Here is a 20,362-nt window from a genome sequence, read left to right on the forward strand (position 1 = left end):
GCCTGGCTGTGCTGATTCCTTGCGCGCTGGTGGTGGTGGGCACGGCCGTCGCAGTGATGACGCCCGCCGGCACATCGGCGGTAGGCAATCCAGGGACACACGGTTTCAGCGAAATCCTGTACGCCGTGAGCTCGGCGTCCAACAACAATGGCAGCGCGTTTGCCGGTCTGTCGGCCAATACGCCGTTCTGGAACGTGATGCTGGGCGTCTGCATGTTTCTCTCGCGCTACACGCTGGCGATCGCGATGCTTGCGCTGGCCGGTTCGCTCGCTGCGAAGAAACACGTGCCCACTTCGGCGGGCACCTTGCCTACGCATACGCCACTATTCGTCACCTTGCTGGCAAGCGTGGTGATCATTGTGGGCGCGCTTACTTTCCTGCCTGCGTTGGCGCTCGGCCCGATCGCCGAGTACCTGATGGCCGCACATTGAGATTTTGCTCCCTCTCTCTATCGGGAGAGGGAGCAAGACGACACCGGAGCTAACAGAACATGACTTCCCACGCCCACGCGGTCCGCACTTTCGATCGGGCCTTGATCACCAAGGCGATGGCGGATGCGTTCCGCAAACTCTCGCCACGCATGCAATTCCGCAATCCGGTGATGTTCGTGGTGTTCGTTTGCAGTGTGCTTACCACACTGCTATGGATTCAGGCATTGACCGGCCACGGCGAAGCACCCACCGGTTTCATCTTCTGGGTGACGGTGTGGCTGTGGTTCACCCTGCTGTTCGCCAACTTCGCCGAAGCGCTGGCTGAAGGCCGCGGCAAGGCGCAAGCGGCTGCATTGCGCAGCACGCGCAAGGACGTGATCGCCAAGAAGTTGGCGGAGCCCAAGCGCGATGCTGCCATCGTCTTCACGCCGTCGAACGAATTGCGCGCCGGACACTTCGTGCTGGTGGAAGCAAACGAACAGATTCCTGGCGACGGCGAAGTACTGATCGGCGCGGCGAGCGTCGACGAGAGCGCCATCACCGGTGAATCCGCGCCCGTGATCCGCGAAGGCGGTGGCGATCGCAGCGCCGTTACGGGCGGCACGCGCGTGCTGTCGGACTGGCTGGTGATCAAGATCACGCAGAATCCGGGCGAAAGCTTTCTTGATCGCATGATCGCGATGGTGGAAGGCGCCTCGCGCCGCAAGACGCCGAACGAGATCGCCCTGACCATTCTGCTCGCCAAGTTCACCCTGATCTTTCTGCTGGCCTGCGCCACACTGCTGCCCTACTCCATCTATAGCGTGCAGGTTGCTGGAAAGGGCAATCCGATCACGCTCACCGTGCTGATCGCGCTGCTGGTGTGCCTGATCCCCACCACCATCGGTGCGCTGCTGTCGGCGATCGGCATTGCCGGCATGGATCGCATGATTCGCGCCAACGTGATCGCCACCTCCGGCCGTGCGGTGGAAGCGGCCGGTGACGTGGACGTGCTGCTGCTGGACAAGACCGGCACCATCACGCTCGGCAATCGCCAGGCGGTCGCCTTCCACCCGGCACCAGGCATCGAGGAACGCACGCTGGCCGACACGGCGCAGCTGGCTTCACTCGCCGATGAAACGCCGGAAGGCCGCAGCGTGGTGGTGTTGGCGAAGGAGCGCTTCAACCTGCGCGAGCGCGAACTGGAGCCGATGCACGCCGAGTTCGTGCCCTTCACCGCGCAAACGCGCATGAGCGGCGTGGACATGGGCGAACGCCGCATCCGCAAGGGTGCGCTGGATGCGGTGGAGCGCTATCTCGACGCCCTTGGCAGCCACCTGCCGCCCGCGGTGAAGCGCCTGGCCGAAGACATCGCACGCCGCGGCGCCACGCCGCTGATCGTGACGGAAGGCGACCGCGCGCTAGGCGTGATCGAACTGAAGGACATCGTGAAGGGCGGCATCAAGGAACGTTTCGCCGAGCTGCGCCGCATGGGCATCAAGACGGTGATGGTGACCGGCGACAATCCGCTGACGGCCGCCGCCATTGCGGCCGAAGCGGGCGTGGATGACTTCCTCGCCGAAGCCACGCCGGAAGCCAAGCTGAAGCTGATCCGCAGCATGCAAGCCGAAAGCCGCCTGGTGGCGATGTGCGGCGACGGCACCAATGATGCACCCGCGCTGGCCCAGGCCGACGTGGCGGTGGCGATGAACACCGGCACGCAGGCGGCGAAGGAAGCCGGCAACATGGTGGATCTGGATTCCAACCCCACCAAGCTGATCGAAGTGGTGGAGATCGGCAAGCAGATGCTGATCACGCGCGGCTCGCTCACCACGTTCTCGATCGCCAATGACGTGGCCAAGTATTTCGCAATCATCCCGGCCGCGTTCGCCACCACGTATCCCGCACTCAATACGCTGAACGTGATGAAGCTGGCGACGCCGCAGAGCGCGATCCTGTCGGCGGTGATCTTCAATGCGCTGATCATCATCTTCCTGATTCCACTGGCGCTCAAAGGCGTGAAGTACCGTGCGCTGGGTGCGGGCCAGCTGCTGCGCCGGAATTTGCTGGTTTACGGCCTGGGCGGCATCGCCGTGCCGTTCATCGGCATCAAGCTGATCGACATGCTGCTGGTCCTGTTTGGTGTTGCCTGAGGAGGCATCGCTATGCAAACCCTGAAACTGTCCGTGTCACTGCCAAACGCTACCCGCCCGCATATGGAACTGCGCGTTTCGTCCAACGACTCCGATTGCGATGTGGTAATCGAACTGCCAGTGCATGGCCAGCCCAGGGAGCGCTCCGCGCTGGTGCCGGATACGCAGATGACGGCAGAAGACGAATACGTACTCAGTGGCTACGCCGGCATTTGACAGCCGCGCCACTCGGTTTTCCATCAACTATTTAACTCAAAAGAAAGTCCGGCGATGCCGGAGTGCAAGGACAACTCATGCGATACAAGAACGCACTGGCTGCCGCTGTTTTGCTGGCAATGATTCCGACCGGGTATGCGATGGCAGCGACCGCCGCCATGGGCAGCACGGGTATGGCGGCAGCACCACAGTCCGCGCTTAGCGCGCCGGCGGCCTCTTCGGCACCCGCTCACGAACCCAGCGGCGGCTGCGACCCCTACAAGAATTTCGACTGCCTCAATGGCTATCTGGGAACGGGTTTCTGGGAACGCCTGACAAACTACTACAAGCTCGAGTGGGGCCAGGCAACGGCTCCCACGGACCCGAACGCACCTGCATCGAGGCGAGCAGATTGGCCGGCGGCCGCGCAGACAACGCCCCCCATGCCGTTTACCGAGTGGCCGTACGGCGGAGCCACATCACTCGGTGTGACGCGCCCGAATTCGGTCGACAGTCCGTTGATGACGGCACTGGGCAACACCGCTTTCGGCGAATGGCTCACTAGGAACAATTTCCAGCTCTATGGCTGGGTCAATGGTGGCGGCAACCTAAGCACGAGTACGACGAAGCCCGGTGGCAATGCGCCAGCGGCGTATCTGTATACGCCGAATACATTTGAATTTGACCAGGCTGTGCTGTATCTGGACCGTTTCCCGGACACGGTGCAGACCGACCACATCGATTGGGGCATGCGCCTTTCGGTGTTGTATGGCGAAAACTACCGCTACACGACGGCGTATGGGTTGGCCAGCTACCAATTGCTGAAGGAAAACAAGGTCAATGGCTACGACTTCCCGATGGTGTATGGCGAAATCTACATTCCCTGGGTTGCCGACGGTCTGATACTGCGTTTTGGACGCTTCATTTCCATACCAGATATCGAAGCGCAGCTAGCCCCAAACAACTACATGTACACGCATTCGATGGCCTATTCGTTCGATAACTATACCAACACCGGCCTGGAAGGTACCGTGGCCGTCAACAAGAACTGGACCGTGCTACTCGGCGTGACGGACGGTACTGAGGCATTTCCGACGCACTTGAATGAGACGTGGGACAACCCGTATCCGAACGTCCCTGGTACCGGTCCCGGCGACGTTGGATACAACCCGCTCTATCCGAACAAGACCTTCAAGAAGGATCCGGGTGCCATGCCGTCGGTGTCGGCATGCATTCGCTATCTCACCGACGATGGCAAGACCGACTTCATGCCATGCGCGGATGCCATCAATTCGGGAAGATATGGTTACAACAATCTGCAATGGTATGGCTTCACGTTCTACCATACGTTCGATGCGCATTGGCATGTTTCTTACGAGGCCTATGACCTCTATGAGAACCGCGTTCCCAACGCGCTCAATAGCGATGTGCAAACCATCTATGCCAACGGGGGCGCGCCGTTCTCGTCACGATTCATCCCGTACAACGCCCCCGATCTGGCAATTTGCCGCAACGCTACGGAGTTGACGTGCCGGGCCTCCACGCTGGCTACCGTTGCCTATCTCAACTACAGCCCGGATCCCATGAACAATTTTTCGTTCCGGCCCGAATACTACTGGGACAAGAATGGCCAACGTACGGGCGTAGCAACCCGTTATGTGAATTTCGCGATTGGCTGGCAGCACTGGTTCTCGCCTCAACTCGAAGTACGGCCAGAAATCGCTACGTACCATTCTCTAAACGGCAAAGCGTTCAACGGAAACTCAAACGCAGGCATTGCTCCGAACAAGTCCCACGAGACGATTCTGTCCGGTGACATCATCTTTCATTTTTGAGCAAGCCCCCGTTTACGAGACAGTGCTGATGGTCTGTTAGCTTTTTTGATTTCCCAACTGGCGGTGATGTCATGAGCAGGTTGATTCGCAATGCAGTAACCATGTTGCTGGTGATGACGGCCATCACGGGTTTGGTTTATCCACTCGCCGCGACGGGCGTGGCACAGGTGCTGTTCCCGCACCAGGCCAACGGCAGCCTGATCGAACGCAACGGCAAGCCGATCGGTTCCGAACTGATCGGCCAGTACTTCGACGACCCCAAGTATTTCTGGGGCCGTCCTTCGGCCACTACGCCGCAGCCGTATAACGGCACAGGGTCGAACGGGTCCAATCTGGGGCCGTCCAACACGGCCTTGCGCGATGCTGTGCAACAGCGCATCGATGCGCTGCGCAAGGCCGATCCAGGCAACACCGCGCCGGTGCCGGCCGATCTGGTGACCGCGTCGGGCAGCGGACTCGATCCGGACATCAGCCCGGCGGCGGCGCAATATCAAGTGGCACGTGTGGCACGCGAGCGGCACGTAAGCGTGGCCCAGGTGCAGGCGCTGGTGGCGAAGTTCACCCAAGGGCGGCAACTTGGCTTGCTGGGCGAGCCGCGGGTGAATGTGCTGACGTTGAATCTGGCGTTGGATCAATGGCGCTGACTTAGATCGGGGTCCCACGGGCAGGCTGATGTTGGGGTTCGGCTGCGCCTCACCCCAACCTACGCGCTCCGAAAGACATGCGAGATAAGATGCCGCCATGACCGACCCCTCCCGCGATGCCCGCGCCGATGCCCTGCTCGATGTCGTGCAGGAAGAAAGCAGCCGCCGCCTGAAAATCTTTCTCGGCGCCGCGCCTGGCGTGGGTAAAACCTACGCCATGCTCTCCGCTGCGCGCGAACTGAAGCGCCAGGGTGTGGATGTCGTCGTCGGCCTGGTGGAAACGCATGGCCGCACCGAAACGGCCGCGCTGCTGGAAGGACTGGAAGTATTGCCGCGCCTCACGCTGAACTACCAGGGGCGTGATTTCACCGAGTTCGACGTGGATGCCGCGCTGGCGCGCAAGCCTGACATCCTGCTCGTCGACGAATTGGCCCATCGCAACGTGCCCGGCAGCCGCCATGAGCGCCGCTGGCAGGATATTGTCGAGCTGCTGGACGCGGGCATCGAGGTATACACCGCCCTCAACGTGCAGCATCTGGAAAGCCTCAACGACCAGGTGCGCCGCATCACCGGCATCACCGTGCGCGAAACCGTGCCGGACGCCTTCCTCGATCGCGCCCGCGACATCGTGCTGGTCGACCTGCCGCCGCGCGAGCTGATCGAGCGCTTGCGGCAAGGCAAGGTCTACGTGCCGGAGACGGCAGCCGCTGCGCTCGACGCCTTCTTCTCCCCGACCAATCTCGGCGCCTTGCGCGAGCTGGCGGTGGATACGGTGGCCGGCCACGTCGACAGCGACCTGCGCGAACATATGCTGGCGCGCGGCGGCAAGATGCCGGTGCGTCGCCGCGTGATGGCGGCCATCGACGGCCATGCGCAAAGCGAGTACCTGGTGCGCGTTGCGCGGCGCATTGCCGAACGGCGTGGCGCGCCGTGGACCGTGGTGTTCGTCGATACCGGCGCCCCCCTGGACGAGGCGCGGCGCGAACGCATCGACACGGCGATGCGCCTGGCACGGCGGCTGGGCGGCGATGTCTCGGTATTGCGCGGACACGCGATTGCCGACGAACTGCTGGTGCATGCCGATCGCGAAGGCGTCGGCCAGATCATTCTTGGCCGCACGCGCGAACGGCTGGTTGCACGCATGCTCGGCCGCTCGTTGACGCAGCAATTGCTGCGCCGTGGCGCGCACCTGGAACTGACCATCATCGCCACACCCGTCGAACGCGTGCGGGCGCGCAAGCGCATGCGCCTGATGCCCATGTACGGGCGTCGCGACGAATACATCTTCGCCACGGTCGTCACGGCGGTGGCGATCGGGCTGGCCTTCATCGCCGACCGCTATCTGTCGATCGCCAATCTCGCGCTGATCTTCCTCACCGGCGTGATGATGGTGGCGGTGCGCACGCGCATGATCGTGGCGGTCTATACGGCCACCCTGTGCTTTCTCGGCTACAACTTCTTCTTCGCACCGCCGCGCTACACGCTGGTGATCGCCAATTCCGACGACGTGCTGACGGTGACGCTGTTCTTTGCGGCGGCACTGATATGTAGCCGTCTCGCCACACGCCTGGCCAGCCAGGTGGAATCGCTGCGCGCCGCGCACGATTACACCCATGCGCTGCTCACGCTCGGACAACGGCTGTCGACGAGCACGGATGCCGACGGCATTCGCGGCGTGGGCGCTGCCGCCCTTGCGCACGCCCTGCGTTGCGAGGTTGCCCTGCTCGCACGTGATGTGGAGCATCGTTTGCAGATCGCAACGAACAGTTCGCGCACGCTTACCCTGACCACGCAGGATCTTGCCGCGGCAGAGTGGAGCGAACAGCATGCCGAACCGGCCGGCCGGTTCACCGATACGCTCAACGCGGCGCGCTGCTGGATGCTGCCGCTGGGTGCGGAGGGCCATCATCTCGGGGTGGCGGCGCTGCGCTTCGAGAACCATGTTTCGCCGGACATCGAGCGGCGCAGCCTGGCGCTGGCGATGGTGCAGGACATTGGGCACGCGCTGGAACGTGCGCGGCTCGCTTCGGAACTGGAAGGTGCGCGCGTGCAAGGCGAAACGGAGCGCTTGCGCAATGCCCTGCTCTCCTCCGTCTCGCATGATCTGCGCTCGCCGCTGGCATCCATGATCGGCTCAGCCGGCACGCTGTCCAACTACTGGCCGCAGTTGCCCGCAGACGAACGGCAGGAACTGCTGGACGCCATCCTCGGCGAGGGCCAGCGGCTGGATCGCTATATCCAGAATCTGCTAGACATGACCCGCCTCGGCCACGGCACGCTCAAGCTCAACCGCGACTGGACCGATGCCGCCGAAATCGTCGCCTCGGCCATCACACGCGTGCGCAAGCTGTTTCCGGAGCTGCGCGTGGATACGACACTGCCGAACGAAACCGTGTTGCTGTTCGTCCATCCGGCCCTGATCGAGCAGGCGCTGTTCAATATCCTGGAAAACGCCGCACGCTTCTCGCCGCCCGGCGAGCCGGTGCAGGTGATCGTGCGCGTGGCGGGCGATCGCTTGTTCATTGACGTGGTCGACCGCGGCCCGGGCATTCCCGAAGAAGAGCGCGCACGCATCTTCGACATGTTCTATTCGGTGGCGCGCGGCGATCGCGCACCGCAAGGCACCGGGCTGGGCCTGGCAATCTGCCGCGGCATGATCGGCGCGCACGGCGGCAGCGTGGAAGCCTTGCCGGGCAACGGCGTTGGCACCACCATTCGCATCAGTCTCCCATTGCCGGCCCCTCCATCGCCATGACGGCCTCCAATCCCTGCGTACTGGTCATCGACGACGAGACGCAGATCCGCCGATTCCTCGATATCGGTTTGCGCGCCGAGGGTTATGACGTACTGCTTGCTGCCAACGCAACCGAAGGCCTGGCGCTGGCAGCGACGCGCAATCCGGATGTGGTGGTCCTGGACATCGGCCTGCCCGATCGCGAAGGCCACGACGTGCTGGCCGAATTGCGGCAATGGACGCAGGTACCGGTGTTGATGCTTTCCGTGCGCGATGCGGAGAATGAGAAGGTGAAAGCGCTGGATGCCGGCGCGAACGACTACATGACCAAGCCGTTCGGCATCCAGGAACTGATGGCGCGCCTGCGCGCGCTATTGCGCAATCGCGTGACCTCGACCGACGTACTGCCCCGCTATGAAGATGACCGCCTGCATATCGATCTTGGCTTGCGCGAAGTGACGCTGGACGGTGAACCGCTGGCATTGACCCGCAAGGAATATGCGGTGCTTGCGATGCTGGTGCGGCATGCCGGGCGCGTGGTGAGCCAGCAGCAGTTGCTACGCGAGGTTTGGGGCGGCACGCACGTACACGACACGCATTACTTGCGCATCGTATTGGGCAAGTTGCGGCAGAAGCTGGGCGATGATCCGGCAACGCCACGGTGGTTGAAGACGGAGCCGGGCGTGGGCTATCGGTTCTTGGCAGGAAACGGATAAATACCGCGCAAATTCCGCGTAGGTTGGGCTGAGGCGCAGCCGAACCCCAACATGGCATGCAGGCAGGATGCAGAAACGTTGGGGTTCGCGTGCCGCTCACCCCAACCTACGCCGCTAAACAAGCATCTGCCCCCCATCGCAAGCCCACACCTCACCCGATAAATTTCACACGACCGATTCGTCGCCCCGACGAAGGCCGGGGTCCAGTGACTTTGGCTTTTTGCAAGTCGCTGGGTGGTTCGCTTCGCACTGCGTCCGGCTTTCGCCGGAATGACGACACGCTTCGAAGTTGCACCGTCACTCCTTCAACCGCGGCACCCCATGCACGTCGCGCTCTTCAATCGCGATCGGCCGCGTATCCAATCGTCCGCCGACCACAGTGCCTTCAGGCAGCGGTTCGACCACATCGCCGCGCGCCAAGGCAATGGCATTGCGATAACAGCGCTGCGCCAGCGCCGCATCATCCAGCCCCGCGTAGGTATCGCCCAGACTCTCCCACGCACTCGCACTCGGCATAAGTGCCAGCGAACGCTCCAGGTACTGGCGTGCTTTGCTCCACAGCTGCAGGCGCACCGCCATGCGACCCAAGGCCAACAGCAGGCTTGCATCGTTGGGGTGCGCATCCAGCCAGCCTTCGGCACGCCGCAGGCGAGCATCAAGATCGTCGCCGGCCAGCGCACCGTAGGTTTCCACCAGCTGCGGCGACCAGTCCCGCCGCAGCGCGGATTCGACTTCATCCATCGCCGGCAGCGCCAGGCCATAACTCGCGGCCTTGCGCGCATACGCATCGACCACGGCCGGCGCGCGTCGCTGCGCCTTGGGCAGCTGCGACCACAGCGTATTCAATACAGCGCCGTCGCCGGCCGCTTGAATGCTTGCCACCAGCACCACGGATTCCAGCGCGCTGTAGGCACGCGCGCTCATCACACCGCTTTTCTGCAGCGGTTCCAGTGCCGCGCGCGCGCGGCGCGTATCGCCGGCGGCCACGGCGGCAAGCACCAGTTCGCGCCAACCACCCGGGCTCAGGTTGCCGTTGTCGGCTTCGGGTGTGAGCAAGGCGAGCGCCTCGGCCGGCTTGCCATCGCGGCGCAAGACGCGGGCACGCACGACGCGGGCCGCGCGCGGTGCGACTTGCGCCGCTTGATCCAGGGCTTCCAGCGCACGCCCTTGTTCGCCCCGGCGCGAGGCTGCTTCCGCTGCCGCCAGCAGGGCCGGACCGCGCAGCATATCCAGGCGCGAAGCGCGATGCAGATCGCGCTCGGCATCGCCATGACGGCCTTCCATCAGGGCGGTCAATCCATCCGTCAGGCGTTGCCGGCTGGTGCGCTGATGGCGGCGCGAGTACGCGCCGAACGGCCAGCGCGCCGTACGCCATAGCGCGACAATCACTATCCACGCCAGCACCAGGATGACCACGGCGGCGAGCAGGCTGGTCTGCAGGGTGTAGCCATGGAAGCGGACCAGTACGTAGCCGGGATCTTCCGCCACCCAATGCCAGCCGAACGCCGCCAGCGCGGCAACGATCACCAGCGCCAGGATCCAACGCCACAACTTCATGGCTTGGCCCCGTTGGCGGGTGCGTTCTCGGTCGCCGGTGCGAGTGCATGCACGGCGCGCAGGTTGCGCAACTCACCCAGCGCGGCGCCCAGCTTGACCGGCACGCCAGGCTTGAGCTGGGCCAGCAACGCAGCGATACGCTGATGCGCCTCCTGCACGGCAGGCGCTTGCGGGTCGAATTGCGCCGTCAAGCCGGCATCCGCACGCTGCAGCGAAGCGGTGGCGGCAGCGTTATCCCAGGCCAGCAACGCAGCCTGTGCCTGCGCAAGATCGAGCGCCACCAGTTCGCGTGCGATGCGAGCGTCGGCCATGTCGATCGGCGCACCGTTGTCGCGGTGAATCTGCACCACGTTGCGCAATGCGTGCCAGATGCGCGACCAGGCGCCTTGGTTTTCCTGCGGACCGGACTCATCCAGCGGCTTCAACGGCAGATGCGGCACGTCGTTGCGCAGCTGCATGACGCTATCGAGCTGTTGCGCCGGATCGGAGGCCTGGCTTTTCACCAACGCTTCGTGCTCGGCATCGATGCTTTGCTGCACGCCTTTGAAGGCATCGTCGGTGACGCCGGCCAGCGTCTGGCCGGCCAGTGCGAAAGCCTGCGCAGCGCCGCGCCCATCGTGAAACAGGTTGTAGCGCTCGGCGCCCATGCGCAGCAGGGATTCGGTTTCATCCAGGCGCATGGCGTCCTGCCCGGAAAGGGTCTTTTCGGAGAGCTTGCCGACAGCCTCTTCTAGATCACGCATGCGCTGGTCGTGCGACAGCAGTTCTTCGCGCAGGGAGCGGTTGACCTGGTCGGCGTCGTTCAAGCGCTGCAACAACAGGTTGCCCTGGCTGGTCGTGCTGGACAGCTGGCGCTCCATCGTGTTGACGCGCTCTTCCAGCGTGGCCGTGGTGTGCAGTGCCTGCGCGTTGATGTGCAGCAACTGCCACTGCCGCCATGCGATGTAGCCGACGCCGATAATGGCGATCAGGGCCAGCAGCAAGGCCAGCGCGACTGCGCCGCCGCGCGGGCGTGCCGGTGGCGCGGGCCGGCTGCTGCGCGCAGGGTCGGGCGAGGTGCGTACGTCGGGGGTGAGATCGTCCTGGCTCATGCGCGCATGCTAGCAGTCTGTGGCGTTCACTTAGAGCCTGTCTAAAGTTTCTGGGTCGTTCACGTAGCGTTTGAGCGGTCGTCAGGCGGCGGTGCGTGGTGTGGCGCCAGACTGGCTGGCTGGTCAAGCCGCGCGCTGTCGCCTGACGGCCGCTCAAGCGTTACGAGGGCTGCGCAGAGACTTTAGACCGGCTCTGCGGATAGGCGTGAATGGCCTGGCAGGCGGCCATCAGCAGGTCCGCCTGATTGGCCGATGCGGCGCGGTGGATGCGCAGGAATCCAGCAGCCCTGGCGGCCGCTTCGATCCGCTCGCTGCTGACCACGGCGATGGCTTGGCACAACCGTGCCCATGCCGTTGCCGGCAATTGGCCTTGGAGATTTTGCAGAGCTTCGGCACTGGAGAGCAGGACGCAGGCCGTGGCAGGTAGTTGTTGCACGGCCCCGTGGTGGTGCCGCGTCAACCTGGACGCAGCGCGCCGGTAGACGTGCACCTCGCACAGCCTTGCACCGCGTTCGGCCAACTGATGCTGGATCAGGCCGCGTCCCCCGGGCGCGCCGACCAAGGCCACCCGCTTGCCGCGCGGGTGTTGCAGTGGCGGCAGCGCCAGCACTCCTTCGCTGTCCTGGCGCGAGGCGGGTACTTGCGCGTTGATGCCATGCCGTTGCAACGCACGCGCCGTGGCCCGGCCGACGGCGATGACCGCGCCATGGGCCTGCTGCATGGGCGCGAGCGCCAAGGCATAACGCACGGCGGCGGGACTGGTGAAGATCAGCACGTCGTCGTGCTGGGCTTGCAGCCATTGCGTGCGTGCGTGTTGCGTATCAGGGGCGGCACGCAGGGAAAGGCCGGGCAACAGCAACGGCGCGCCGCCCAGCGCGCGGACCTTGTTGGCCAGCGCGGTACCCGTGCCGGCCGGACGGGTGATAATGACCGTGCATCCCACAAGCTGGCGGGCCTCATGGCTTGGGCGAGTCATGGCTCTGACCTGATCCTTATCCCGGTACGGCACCGAGTGTAGCGTCTACACTGTCGCGCCCCTCCCCATGCAATTCCCCGATGAACCAAGCCCATCCCCCCACCGCTGCCGCACAGGCCCTGGTGACCTTCATCCGTGACAGCATCCCCCTCGCCCACACCATGGGCCTGGAACTCGGCAGCTACGACGGCGAAACACTGGTGCTGAACTGCCCCTTGGCGCCGAATGTGAACGACAAAGGTTGTGCCTTCGGCGGCAGCCTCACCAGCCTGATGACGCTAGCCGGCTGGGGAGTGGTCGAGCTGGCGCTGCGTCAACGCGGCGAGGATTGCGATGTGTACGTGGGCGAATCCACGGTGCGCTACCTCGAGCCGGTGTGGAGCGATTTCCAGGCCCAAGCGCAGCCTGCCGAGGGCTCGCGTTGGGAAACTTTCTTCGCCACGCTCTCATCCCGCAACCGCGCACGCATCGCGGTGACCTGCCAGGTACCCGGCGAAAGCGGCAAACCGGCGGCCACGCTTGCGGCGCAGTTCGTGGCGAAGCGCCGCACGGCTGCGGCAGAATAGGCCACCTTTGAAGGGGAATGGCTTTATGCGTCGTATCGTCGGCCCGATCCTGCTGTCGAGTATGTTGCTGCTGTCCGGCTGCGCCACCGACCGGCGCAGTGATACGCTCGCCCACACCATGATTGCGTACGCCAATACGGTGCGCTGGGATGGTTTCGAGGCCGCCGAGATGTTCGTCGACCCGAAACTGCGCGCAGCCCATCCCATCACCGAACTTGACCTCGAGCGCTTCAAGCAAGTGCAGGTCAACGATTACGACGATGGCAACGGCCCCGTGCCCGCGGGCGAAAACGAGGTGCGCCAAACCGTCCGCATCGGCTTGACCAACCTGCATACCCAGGAGGTACGCACCATCGTCGACCATCAGCTGTGGCGCTACGACCCCGACAAGGGCAAGTGGTGGCTGGAGACGGGGATACCGAATCTCAATCAGTAGCACTACGGGTAGCCACGGCTGGGAACGGTATCGCGCCAACTGGCCTATAATCCGCCGTTTACCTTCACACCTTGGTGCCCGGTAGCCGCATGAACGACTTCCTCCACAAACTGCCCCAGTTCGTGAGCAACCATCTGGTGCTGTGCCTGCTGTTCGTGGCGCTGGTGATCGCACTGCTCGTCACCCAGGTCATGGTGCTGCTGCGCAAGTACAAGGAATTGACACCGGCGGGCCTCACCCAGCTGATCAATCGCGACAACCCGCTGCTGATCGATCTATCGGCCATTGCCGATTTCGAAAAAATGCACGTGCCCGGCGCCAAGCATGTGGCCATGAGCCAGTTCGATCCGGAACACAAGGATCTGGTGAAGGCGCGCGAACTGCCGGTGGTGGTGATGGACAAGGACGGCCGCACCTCGGATGGCGCCGCGCAGCGGCTGATCAAGGCGGGCTTCACTCGCGTCTACACGCTTGGCGGCGGCGTGCTGGCCTGGCAGCAGGCGCAGTTGCCGGTGGCGAAAGGCAAGAACTGACGCCTGGAATTTCGTAGGCTGGATGAAATGCAGGCTGGGATGAAATCCCAGCACCGTCATGCCAATCAAAGCTGGGATTTCATCCCAGCCTGCGCCTCTTCCCTCACCCTTCGACGACGATGCCCGCGCGTCCGGCGAGAATCTGCGCCAGCACATCCGGCGCATACTCGAACGAGTCGAAATACAAGCGGTCTTCCGGCAAACCAGCCTCGACGAACAGCCTGCGTCCAGCATCGATCATCGCGGGCGGTCCGCTCATGTAGACGTCGTGTCCGGACAGGTTCGGGTGATGTTCCAGCACGGCTTCGTGCACCAGGCCCGCGCGCAGACCAGCCATGCTGGCTTGTGCCGGATCGGACAGCACGGCGTGGAAGCGCAGATCGTGCGCCATCGCCGCCCATTGCTCGGCATGCGCGCGCATGTACAGGTCGGCCGCGCTGCGCGCACCCCAATACAGGTCGATCGAGCGACGCGTATCCAGTGCCAGAAAATGCTCGATGATCGCCTTCACGGGCGCGAAGCCGGTGCCGCCGGCCATGAAGACCATCGGGCGCTCCGAATCCTCGCGCGGCACGAACGTACCCAGTGGCCCTTCGATGCGCAGCGTATCGCCCTGCTTCAGCACGTCGCTCACCCACGAGGTGAAACCGCCGCCGGCCACGTGGCGCACGTGCAATTCGATCACGCCGTCGGCCTGCGGTCCGTTGGCGATGGAAAACGGACGGCGGCGCCCTTCATCCAGCAACACGTCGAGATACTGCCCCGGCAGCCAGTTCAGCCGCGGCACGCCGATGGCAGGCTGCAGATGCAGGCCGATCACATCCGGTGCAAGCTGCCATTTGCGGCTTACCTGCACCGCCAGCTGGCGACGCGCGATGTCCTCCACCGACGTGACTTCGCGCGCCTGCACCCGCAAATCGGTAAGCGGAACGGCCTGGCACAACAGCACGGCATGCTGCACGCGGTCGCGCACATCCAACGCTGCCGGCGGATTGCGCGGGTAGTGGCAGCGTCCCGCCAGCAGCGTGGCCTTGCAACTGCCGCATACACCGGCGCGGCAGGAATACGGCAAGGCAATCCCGGCGCGCTGTGCAGCTTCCAGCACGGTTTCGCCGGGTTGCACGTCGAAACGGCGCCCGTTTGTAAGAGTGACAGTAATCACGGAGCGCATTGTCGCCGCTGGGGTGGTCGGCGGACAATGCGGCCTTCTCATCGGATATCAACGCACATGGCCATCTGGAAACAGGACACCAGCCTCGAACGCCTGAACGGCTGGAGCCGCAACACCCTGATGGAAGCCTTGGGCATCCGCCTCACCGGCATCGGCGACGACTGGTTGCAAGGCACGCTGCCGGTCGACCACCGCACGCATCAGCCGTATGGACTGCTGCATGGCGGCGCCTCGGTGGCGCTGGCCGAAACACTCGGCAGCACGGCGGCGATGCTCACGCTGGATGCAACAAAAGAACGTGCCGTCGGGCTGGACATCAATGCCAACCACGTGCGCGGCGTCACCGGCGGCAGCGTGAAGGGTACGGCGCGTCCGTTGCATATCGGGCGCTCGACCCAGGTGTGGGAGATTCGCATCGAAGATGATGACGGCAAGCTGGTGTGCATATCGCGGCTGACGATGGCAGTGGTACCGGCGACGGCCGTCGGCTCGCGTTGAGCATGCCCAACGAAACGCCGTACGCGCGCCTCACGCCTGACCTGGTGCTCGACGCGATCAGCGCGTGCGGCCTGTGGCCGGATGGCCGCCTGCTCGCCTTGAACAGCTATGAAAACCGCGTATGGCAGGTCGGCCTGGACGATGCGCGGCCGGTGATCGCCAAGTTCTATCGTCCCGCCCGCTGGAGCGATGCGGCCATCCTTGAAGAACACGCGTTTGCGCAGGAGCTGGCCGAAGCCGAACTGCCCGTGGTCGCGCCCCTGTCGTTCACGGGACGCACGCTGCTGCATCACGATGGCTTTCGCTATGCGTTGTCGCCGCGGCAGGGTGGGCGCGCGCCTTCTCTGGAATCGAGCGACCAGCTGGCATGGCTCGGGCGCCTGATTGCGCGCATGCATGGCGTCGGGGCACGCCACGGCTTTACTTACCGCGGCAACCTCGATCGCACCACCTTGGTCGCGCAGCCCATGCAAGCGGTGCTGGCATCCACGCTGCTTCCACCCAGCGTGAACGATCGCTACCGCCACGCCGTCGAACGCGTGGATCACCTGATCGCCGCACGCTTCGACGCCGTTGGCCCGATACGCAGGCTGCGCTTGCATGGCGATTGCCATCCGGGCAACGTGCTGTGGACCGATGCCGGCCCGCATTTCGTGGATCTCGACGATGCGCGCATGGGGCCCGCCGTGCAGGATCTATGGATGCTGGCGCACGACGAACGCGCGATGGAAGCGCTGCTGGAAGGCTATACGTCGATGCGTGATTTCGATCACGCTGAACTGGCGTTGATCCCCGCGCTGCGGGCCATGCGTCAAGTGCATTATGCTGGCTGGATTGCGGCGCGCTGGCACGATCCGGCATTCCCAGCGGCGTTCCCGTTCGCCGCCGAGCCGCGCTGGTGGGAACAGCACATCACGGACCTGCACGAACAGGCCGACGAACTCGAATAATGGTTTTTTTCTTTGGGGTGTTGCATGCGTCAGATCCTGTTTCGCCTGATCGGAATCCTGGAAGTGGCCGGTGGCTTCTACGGCATGGTGCAGCTGTTGCCGGGACTGCTGGCGTTCGGGCCGTTGCGTAGTGCGGCCATCGGGCTGATCGCCTTTGCGCTGTACGCCTTCGTGCTGGTGGCTGGCGTGCTGCTGCTGGAAAACAGCGAGCGCGGCATCCACCTGTCCAGCATTGCGCAACTGCTGCAGCTGCCGGTGCTCGGCACGGCGATCTTCAGTTACGGCCTGCACTGCGGCGGCTTCATCAACCTGTTTACTACCATTCACCTGCATCCAGAACTGGCCTGGCATTTCGGCAGCCAGGGATTGAGGTTGGCGTTTGGCGGCCCGTCAACGTCGTACTTCGGCGTGAACCTGCTGGCGTTGTTGTCCTGGTTGATTCTCAAATTGCGCTGATATCATGCGCGGATGAATATCCCCGCCGTACTACCCGTTATCCGCCTTAAATCCGACCGCACACCCGGCCATCCCTGGGTCTGGTCGGCACAGGTGCACAAGCCCGAGTCGCGTATTCCGCCGGGCAGCGTGGTGGATGTGATGGATGCCAAAGACCGCTTCGTCGGCCGCGGCTTCTGGAACGGCCATGCGCGTATCGCCTTGCGCCTGCTTACCAGCGATCCGAGCGAAACGATCGATGCAGCGTGGATCGCCGCACGTATCGCGCGCGCAGTCCAATGGCGGCGTGAGCTGCTGCAGCTCGATGCCGTCACCGACGCCTGGCGCGTGATACATAGCGAAGGCGATGGTTTGTCCGGCCTGATCGTGGATCGCTACAACGACATCCTGGTGGTGGAATATTTCGCTGCCGGCATGTGGAAGTTCCGCGATGCCATTCACGCCGCACTGCTGCAGCAATTTCCTGGCGCACGGCTGTACTGGTTCGCCGAAAGCCATGTGCAGAAGCAAGAATCCTTCGACTGCCGGCCGATGGAAGCGCCCGCCCCGATCGAAGTGCATGAACATGGCCTGCGCTTTCACGCGGCGCCCGGTTACGGACACAAGACCGGCTTCTTCGCCGACCAGCGCGAAAACCGCCGCCGCTTCGCTGAGCTGGCGCGTGGCCGGCGCGTGCTGGATCTGTGCTGCAACGCCGGCGGCTTTGCCGTGCATGCGATGGCGGCCGGTGCGCGCGAGGCGGTGGGCGTAGACATGGATGCGGGCATCCTCGAGATTGCGCGCGCCAATGCGGAGTCAAACCAGCTTGCGGTGCGTTTCGAGCAGGCTGATATCTTCGAGTGGCTGCGCCAGGCGATCGCTCGGGGCGAACGTTACGATGCGGTGATTCTGGACCCGGCCAAACTCACGCGCGATCGCACCAAGGTGATCGATGCGCTGAAGAAATACTTCGCCATGAACCGGCTGGCAGTGGACGTAATCCCGCCCGGTGGTCTGTTGCTGACCTGCTCCTGCACCGGCCTGGTCAGCGAAGCGGATTTCCTGGAAATGCTGCGCCGTGTGGCGCTCAACGCCGGGCGCACGATCCAGATCCTGGAAGTGCGCGGTGCTGGTGCGGATCACCCGGTGCGCACCGACGTGCCGGAAAGCCGTTACCTCAAGGCCGTTTTCTGCCGCGTGGATTGATCTCATTATCGCAACCTGCGCCACACCAGCATCAGCACGTACGACAATCCAAAAAAAGCAGCCAACAGCACCACCGCATTACGCAAGACCAGCGCATAGCCCAGCTGCGACACGTCGATGAAATGGTACGGGTAGTGCCCGATGAAAACGCCCCGCACCAACACGTAGAAAAAATAACCCACGGGATACAGGCACCACCAAAGCGGCAAGGTCCAGTGCAACGGCGCGCGGCGCAACGCGATCAAGCTGTAGACCACGCACAAGGCTGGCACCACGTAATGCATCAGCACATCTGCCAGCAACTGCAAGCCTTGCGGATCCCACACGTGCCGTAGCAATACAAAATAGGCTATGCCCACGAAGGCGATGCTGGCAGTGACCCAGCCGACCGTTGCCGGCCGCACGAAGAATCCTGCCGCTGCCGATGGCGGTGCCAGCAGCGGCAGGGTGGTCGCCACGCCGACCAGCAGATTGGTGAGCACCGTGAAATAACCGAGGTAAATCGCCAAGCCCAGCGGGGTGCTCATACCCATCGCATCAGTCAGGCGCAGCGACACGTAGAGCTGCAGGAACACACCAAACCAGGCGATAACGGCAATCAGCGCAACCAGCAGCCGTGCCTTGGCAGTCGATACGCGCATGCAAGCTCTCCGTGGATGGCGTTGCGCGGATACTAACTTGCCGGGAGCGTCGCGGCGATTGATACGGCTGCGCGTAAACTGTGCGCTTGCAGCCCTGGAATGTGCCATGCCCGTGATCGATATCTCGCTAGCCCTGCTTGTCGTCCTGTTGGTCCTGCAGGTGATCGTCCTACTGCGCGGGCGCGGCGATGCCGGCCTGCAGGCGCACCTGGACAGCCTGAAGGACGACGTCCGCCACCTGCGCGAGGCGCTGGCCCAAGAGCACCGCGCCGGACGCGGCGAGTTGAACCAGACGCTGGCACAGTTCGGCCAACGCCTGGACGCCTTGACCGAGCGCACTGATGCCGGCTTGCAGACACTTTCGCAACGCTTGATCGAGGAAGCGCGGCGCGGTCGCGAAGAACTGGCGGCCACCCTCAAGCAGCTCGGCGATCAGCAAAAGCAGCAGCTGGGCACCCTCACCGCCGACAATGAAAAACGCCTCGGCGAAGTGCGTGCCACGCTGGAAACCAAGCTCAGCGCGATCCAGCAGGACAACGCCGCCAAGCTGGAGCAAATGCGCGCCACGGTCGACGAAAAACTGCAATCCACGCTGGAAACGCGGCTCGGCCAATCATTCACCCTGGTGTCGGAGCGCCTGGAAGCCGTGCAGCGTGGCCTGGGCGAAATGCAGTCGCTGGCCAGCGGCGTGGGTGACCTCAAGCGGGTGCTGAGCAACGTGAAGACCCGCGGCATCCTGGGCGAAATGCAGCTTGCCGCGCTGCTGGAGCAGATGCTGACACCCGAGCAGTACGCCGCCAACGTCGCGACCGTGCCGGGCTCCGACGAGCGCGTGGAATTCGCCATCCGTTTGCCCGGCAGCGACCGCGACGAACAGGTGTGGCTGCCGATCGATGCGAAATTCCCGCGCGAAGATTACGAACGCCTGCTCGATGCGCAACAGCAGGTGGACGTGGATGCGGTGGAGCGCTGCGCCCTGGCTCTGGAACGCCGCGTACGCGAAGAGGCCAAGACGATCCGCGCCAAATACATCGCGCCACCGGCCACCACCGATTTCGCCATCCTGTTCCTGCCGATGGAAGGTTTGTACGCGGAAGTCATCCGCCGCCCCGGCTTGTTCGACAACCTACAGCGCGAGCACCGCGTGATCGTGGCAGGCCCCACCACGCTTTCGGCCATCCTCAACAGTTTGCAGATGGGCTTCCGCACACTGGCGATCCAGAAACGCAGCAGCGAGGTGTGGCATTTGCTCGGCGCGGTGAAGAACGAGTTCGGCAAATTTGGCGAGGTGCTGTCGATGGTGCGCAAGAAACTCGACGAGGCCAGCAAGCATATCGACAAGACCGCGATACGTACGCGGGCGATCGAGCGCAAGTTGCGTGACGTGGAGACCTTGCCGGCGGAGCAGGCGCAGCAGTTGCTGGGAGAGTCGCTGAGCAGTGATGAGGAAGTGACGGAGGATTGAAGCGGTTGTGCTTTCTACAAGTTGCCCATCACCTGTTCAATAGTCGTTGCAAGTCGGTTGTCGGTACAACTCGATGCCCGCCACGATGCGCTCCCTCCCCTACTTCGCAGAGGAGGGGACGCATCCCGGTAAACATGGAAGTAGATGCTG

General features: G+C 63.7%; 20 protein-coding genes. 15 read left to right on the forward strand and 5 right to left on the reverse strand.

Going from position 1 to position 20,362, the window contains the following annotated elements; all coding sequences use genetic code 11:
• The 7 genes from VMA74_RS17455 to VMA74_RS17485 form a co-directional block, all read left to right on the forward strand.
• Positions 1–431: potassium-transporting ATPase subunit KdpA (locus tag VMA74_RS17455; RefSeq protein WP_325369268.1), on the forward strand; the 431-nt coding region annotated here is incomplete at its 5' end.
• Positions 432–490: 59 nt separating this feature from the next.
• Positions 491–2,563 (forward strand): potassium-transporting ATPase subunit KdpB, encoded by a 2,073-nt coding sequence (gene kdpB / locus VMA74_RS17460; protein ID WP_325369270.1) that lies wholly within the window; start codon positions 491–493, stop codon positions 2,561–2,563.
• A 12-nt stretch (positions 2,564–2,575) separates the two neighbouring features.
• A complete protein-coding gene (locus VMA74_RS17465; RefSeq protein WP_325369272.1) occupies positions 2,576–2,779 on the forward strand; it encodes a hypothetical protein in 204 nt (67 codons plus the stop codon).
• 77 nt (positions 2,780–2,856) lie between these two features.
• Positions 2,857–4,593, forward strand: a complete 1,737-nt coding sequence (locus tag VMA74_RS17470) for an outer membrane beta-barrel protein (RefSeq protein ID WP_325369274.1) — start codon at positions 2,857–2,859, stop codon at positions 4,591–4,593.
• A gap of 71 nt (positions 4,594–4,664) precedes the next feature.
• Positions 4,665–5,237, forward strand: coding sequence for a potassium-transporting ATPase subunit KdpC (gene kdpC, locus VMA74_RS17475; RefSeq protein WP_325369276.1), 573 nt, complete (start codon positions 4,665–4,667; stop codon positions 5,235–5,237).
• A 97-nt stretch (positions 5,238–5,334) separates the two neighbouring features.
• Positions 5,335–7,992 carry a sensor histidine kinase KdpD gene (locus VMA74_RS17480; RefSeq protein WP_325369278.1) on the forward strand — a complete coding sequence of 886 codons (2,658 nt, stop codon included), beginning with the start codon at positions 5,335–5,337 and terminating at the stop codon, positions 7,990–7,992.
• Entirely contained in the window at positions 7,989–8,687 is a 699-nt protein-coding gene (locus tag VMA74_RS17485; protein WP_325369280.1) for a response regulator, read from the forward strand. The genes VMA74_RS17480 and VMA74_RS17485 overlap by 4 nt, the downstream gene beginning before the upstream one ends.
• Positions 8,688–8,984: 297 nt before the next feature.
• On the opposite strand, the gene VMA74_RS17490 is transcribed toward VMA74_RS17485, so the two are convergent.
• The 3 genes from VMA74_RS17490 to VMA74_RS17500 all read right to left on the reverse strand — a co-directional run bounded on the left by VMA74_RS17490 (position 8,985) and on the right by VMA74_RS17500 (position 12,311).
• A complete protein-coding gene (locus VMA74_RS17490; RefSeq protein WP_325369282.1) occupies positions 8,985–10,244 on the reverse strand; it encodes a heme biosynthesis HemY N-terminal domain-containing protein in 1,260 nt (419 codons plus the stop codon).
• Complete coding sequence (locus VMA74_RS17495) at positions 10,241–11,335, reverse strand: uroporphyrinogen-III C-methyltransferase (RefSeq protein WP_325369284.1); 1,095 nt, start codon at positions 11,333–11,335, stop codon at positions 10,241–10,243. The genes VMA74_RS17490 and VMA74_RS17495 overlap by 4 nt, the downstream gene beginning before the upstream one ends.
• Positions 11,336–11,495: 160 nt before the next feature.
• Positions 11,496–12,311: a uroporphyrinogen-III synthase gene (locus VMA74_RS17500; protein WP_325369286.1), complete on the reverse strand. Its 816-nt coding sequence runs from the start codon at positions 12,309–12,311 to the stop codon at positions 11,496–11,498.
• An 80-nt stretch (positions 12,312–12,391) separates the two neighbouring features.
• Between VMA74_RS17500 and VMA74_RS17505 the strand changes: the two genes are divergently transcribed.
• The 3 genes from VMA74_RS17505 (at position 12,392) to VMA74_RS17515 (ending at position 13,846) form a co-directional block, all read left to right on the forward strand.
• Positions 12,392–12,877 (forward strand): YiiD C-terminal domain-containing protein, encoded by a 486-nt coding sequence (locus VMA74_RS17505; RefSeq protein WP_325369288.1) that lies wholly within the window; start codon positions 12,392–12,394, stop codon positions 12,875–12,877.
• Between the two features lie 25 nt (positions 12,878–12,902).
• Entirely contained in the window at positions 12,903–13,313 is a 411-nt protein-coding gene (locus tag VMA74_RS17510) for a hypothetical protein (protein WP_325369290.1), read from the forward strand.
• 89 nt (positions 13,314–13,402) lie between these two features.
• Complete coding sequence (locus tag VMA74_RS17515) at positions 13,403–13,846, forward strand: rhodanese-like domain-containing protein (protein ID WP_325369292.1); 444 nt, start codon at positions 13,403–13,405, stop codon at positions 13,844–13,846.
• A gap of 103 nt (positions 13,847–13,949) precedes the next feature.
• On the opposite strand, the gene VMA74_RS17520 is transcribed toward VMA74_RS17515, so the two are convergent.
• Positions 13,950–15,017 (reverse strand): 2Fe-2S iron-sulfur cluster-binding protein, encoded by a 1,068-nt coding sequence (locus tag VMA74_RS17520; RefSeq protein ID WP_414649631.1) that lies wholly within the window; start codon positions 15,015–15,017, stop codon positions 13,950–13,952.
• 57 nt (positions 15,018–15,074) lie between these two features.
• On the opposite strand from VMA74_RS17520, the gene VMA74_RS17525 reads away from it, so the two are divergent.
• The 4 genes from VMA74_RS17525 to VMA74_RS17540 are packed head-to-tail and all read left to right on the forward strand — an operon-like array spanning position 15,075 to position 18,106.
• Positions 15,075–15,515 carry a hotdog fold thioesterase gene (locus tag VMA74_RS17525; RefSeq protein WP_325369296.1) on the forward strand — a complete coding sequence of 147 codons (441 nt, stop codon included), beginning with the start codon at positions 15,075–15,077 and terminating at the stop codon, positions 15,513–15,515.
• A 2-nt stretch (positions 15,516–15,517) separates the two neighbouring features.
• Positions 15,518–16,465 carry a serine/threonine protein kinase gene (locus VMA74_RS17530; protein ID WP_325369298.1) on the forward strand — a complete coding sequence of 316 codons (948 nt, stop codon included), beginning with the start codon at positions 15,518–15,520 and terminating at the stop codon, positions 16,463–16,465.
• A 24-nt stretch (positions 16,466–16,489) separates the two neighbouring features.
• Positions 16,490–16,921, forward strand: coding sequence for a hypothetical protein (locus tag VMA74_RS17535; RefSeq protein WP_325369300.1), 432 nt, complete (start codon positions 16,490–16,492; stop codon positions 16,919–16,921).
• Positions 16,922–16,933: 12 nt separating this feature from the next.
• Positions 16,934–18,106, forward strand: a complete 1,173-nt coding sequence (locus VMA74_RS17540) for a class I SAM-dependent rRNA methyltransferase (protein ID WP_325369302.1) — start codon at positions 16,934–16,936, stop codon at positions 18,104–18,106.
• Positions 18,107–18,111: 5 nt separating this feature from the next.
• On the opposite strand, the gene VMA74_RS17545 is transcribed toward VMA74_RS17540, so the two are convergent.
• Positions 18,112–18,747 (reverse strand): Pr6Pr family membrane protein, encoded by a 636-nt coding sequence (locus VMA74_RS17545; RefSeq protein ID WP_325369304.1) that lies wholly within the window; start codon positions 18,745–18,747, stop codon positions 18,112–18,114.
• A 106-nt stretch (positions 18,748–18,853) separates the two neighbouring features.
• Here VMA74_RS17545 and rmuC point away from each other — a divergent pair, with 106 nt between their 5' ends.
• Entirely contained in the window at positions 18,854–20,212 is a 1,359-nt protein-coding gene (gene rmuC, locus VMA74_RS17550) for a DNA recombination protein RmuC (RefSeq protein ID WP_325369306.1), read from the forward strand.
• Positions 20,213–20,362 lie beyond the last annotated feature (150 nt).

Origin of the sequence: Dyella sp., from assembly GCF_035508675.1 — a bacterium.
Lineage (GTDB): Bacteria > Pseudomonadota > Gammaproteobacteria > Xanthomonadales > Rhodanobacteraceae > Dyella_B.

Excerpts from the sequence above, each read along its gene's own strand:
- VMA74_RS17470 (WP_325369274.1), top strand. The coding sequence starts at position 2,857 with ATGCGATACAAGAACGCACTGGCTGCCGCTGTTTTGCTGGCAATGATT.
- VMA74_RS17525 (WP_325369296.1), top strand. The coding sequence starts at position 15,075 with ATGGCCATCTGGAAACAGGACACCAGCCTCGAACGCCTGAACGGCTGG.
- VMA74_RS17465 (WP_325369272.1), top strand. The coding sequence starts at position 2,576 with ATGCAAACCCTGAAACTGTCCGTGTCACTGCCAAACGCTACCCGCCCG.
- kdpB (WP_325369270.1), top strand. The coding sequence starts at position 491 with ATGACTTCCCACGCCCACGCGGTCCGCACTTTCGATCGGGCCTTGATC.
- rmuC (WP_325369306.1), top strand. The coding sequence starts at position 18,854 with ATGCCCGTGATCGATATCTCGCTAGCCCTGCTTGTCGTCCTGTTGGTC.
- VMA74_RS17490 (WP_325369282.1), bottom strand. The coding sequence starts at position 10,244 with ATGAAGTTGTGGCGTTGGATCCTGGCGCTGGTGATCGTTGCCGCGCTG.
- VMA74_RS17510 (WP_325369290.1), top strand. The coding sequence starts at position 12,903 with ATGCGTCGTATCGTCGGCCCGATCCTGCTGTCGAGTATGTTGCTGCTG.
- VMA74_RS17480 (WP_325369278.1), top strand. The coding sequence starts at position 5,335 with ATGACCGACCCCTCCCGCGATGCCCGCGCCGATGCCCTGCTCGATGTC.
- VMA74_RS17520 (WP_414649631.1), bottom strand. The coding sequence starts at position 15,017 with ATGCGCTCCGTGATTACTGTCACTCTTACAAACGGGCGCCGTTTCGAC.
- VMA74_RS17535 (WP_325369300.1), top strand. The coding sequence starts at position 16,490 with ATGCGTCAGATCCTGTTTCGCCTGATCGGAATCCTGGAAGTGGCCGGT.
- VMA74_RS17530 (WP_325369298.1), top strand. The coding sequence starts at position 15,518 with ATGCCCAACGAAACGCCGTACGCGCGCCTCACGCCTGACCTGGTGCTC.
- VMA74_RS17485 (WP_325369280.1), top strand. The coding sequence starts at position 7,989 with ATGACGGCCTCCAATCCCTGCGTACTGGTCATCGACGACGAGACGCAG.
- kdpC (WP_325369276.1), top strand. The coding sequence starts at position 4,665 with ATGAGCAGGTTGATTCGCAATGCAGTAACCATGTTGCTGGTGATGACG.
- VMA74_RS17545 (WP_325369304.1), bottom strand. The coding sequence starts at position 18,747 with ATGCGCGTATCGACTGCCAAGGCACGGCTGCTGGTTGCGCTGATTGCC.
- VMA74_RS17500 (WP_325369286.1), bottom strand. The coding sequence starts at position 12,311 with ATGACTCGCCCAAGCCATGAGGCCCGCCAGCTTGTGGGATGCACGGTC.
- VMA74_RS17505 (WP_325369288.1), top strand. The coding sequence starts at position 12,392 with ATGAACCAAGCCCATCCCCCCACCGCTGCCGCACAGGCCCTGGTGACC.
- VMA74_RS17515 (WP_325369292.1), top strand. The coding sequence starts at position 13,403 with ATGAACGACTTCCTCCACAAACTGCCCCAGTTCGTGAGCAACCATCTG.
- VMA74_RS17540 (WP_325369302.1), top strand. The coding sequence starts at position 16,934 with ATGAATATCCCCGCCGTACTACCCGTTATCCGCCTTAAATCCGACCGC.
- VMA74_RS17495 (WP_325369284.1), bottom strand. The coding sequence starts at position 11,335 with ATGAGCCAGGACGATCTCACCCCCGACGTACGCACCTCGCCCGACCCT.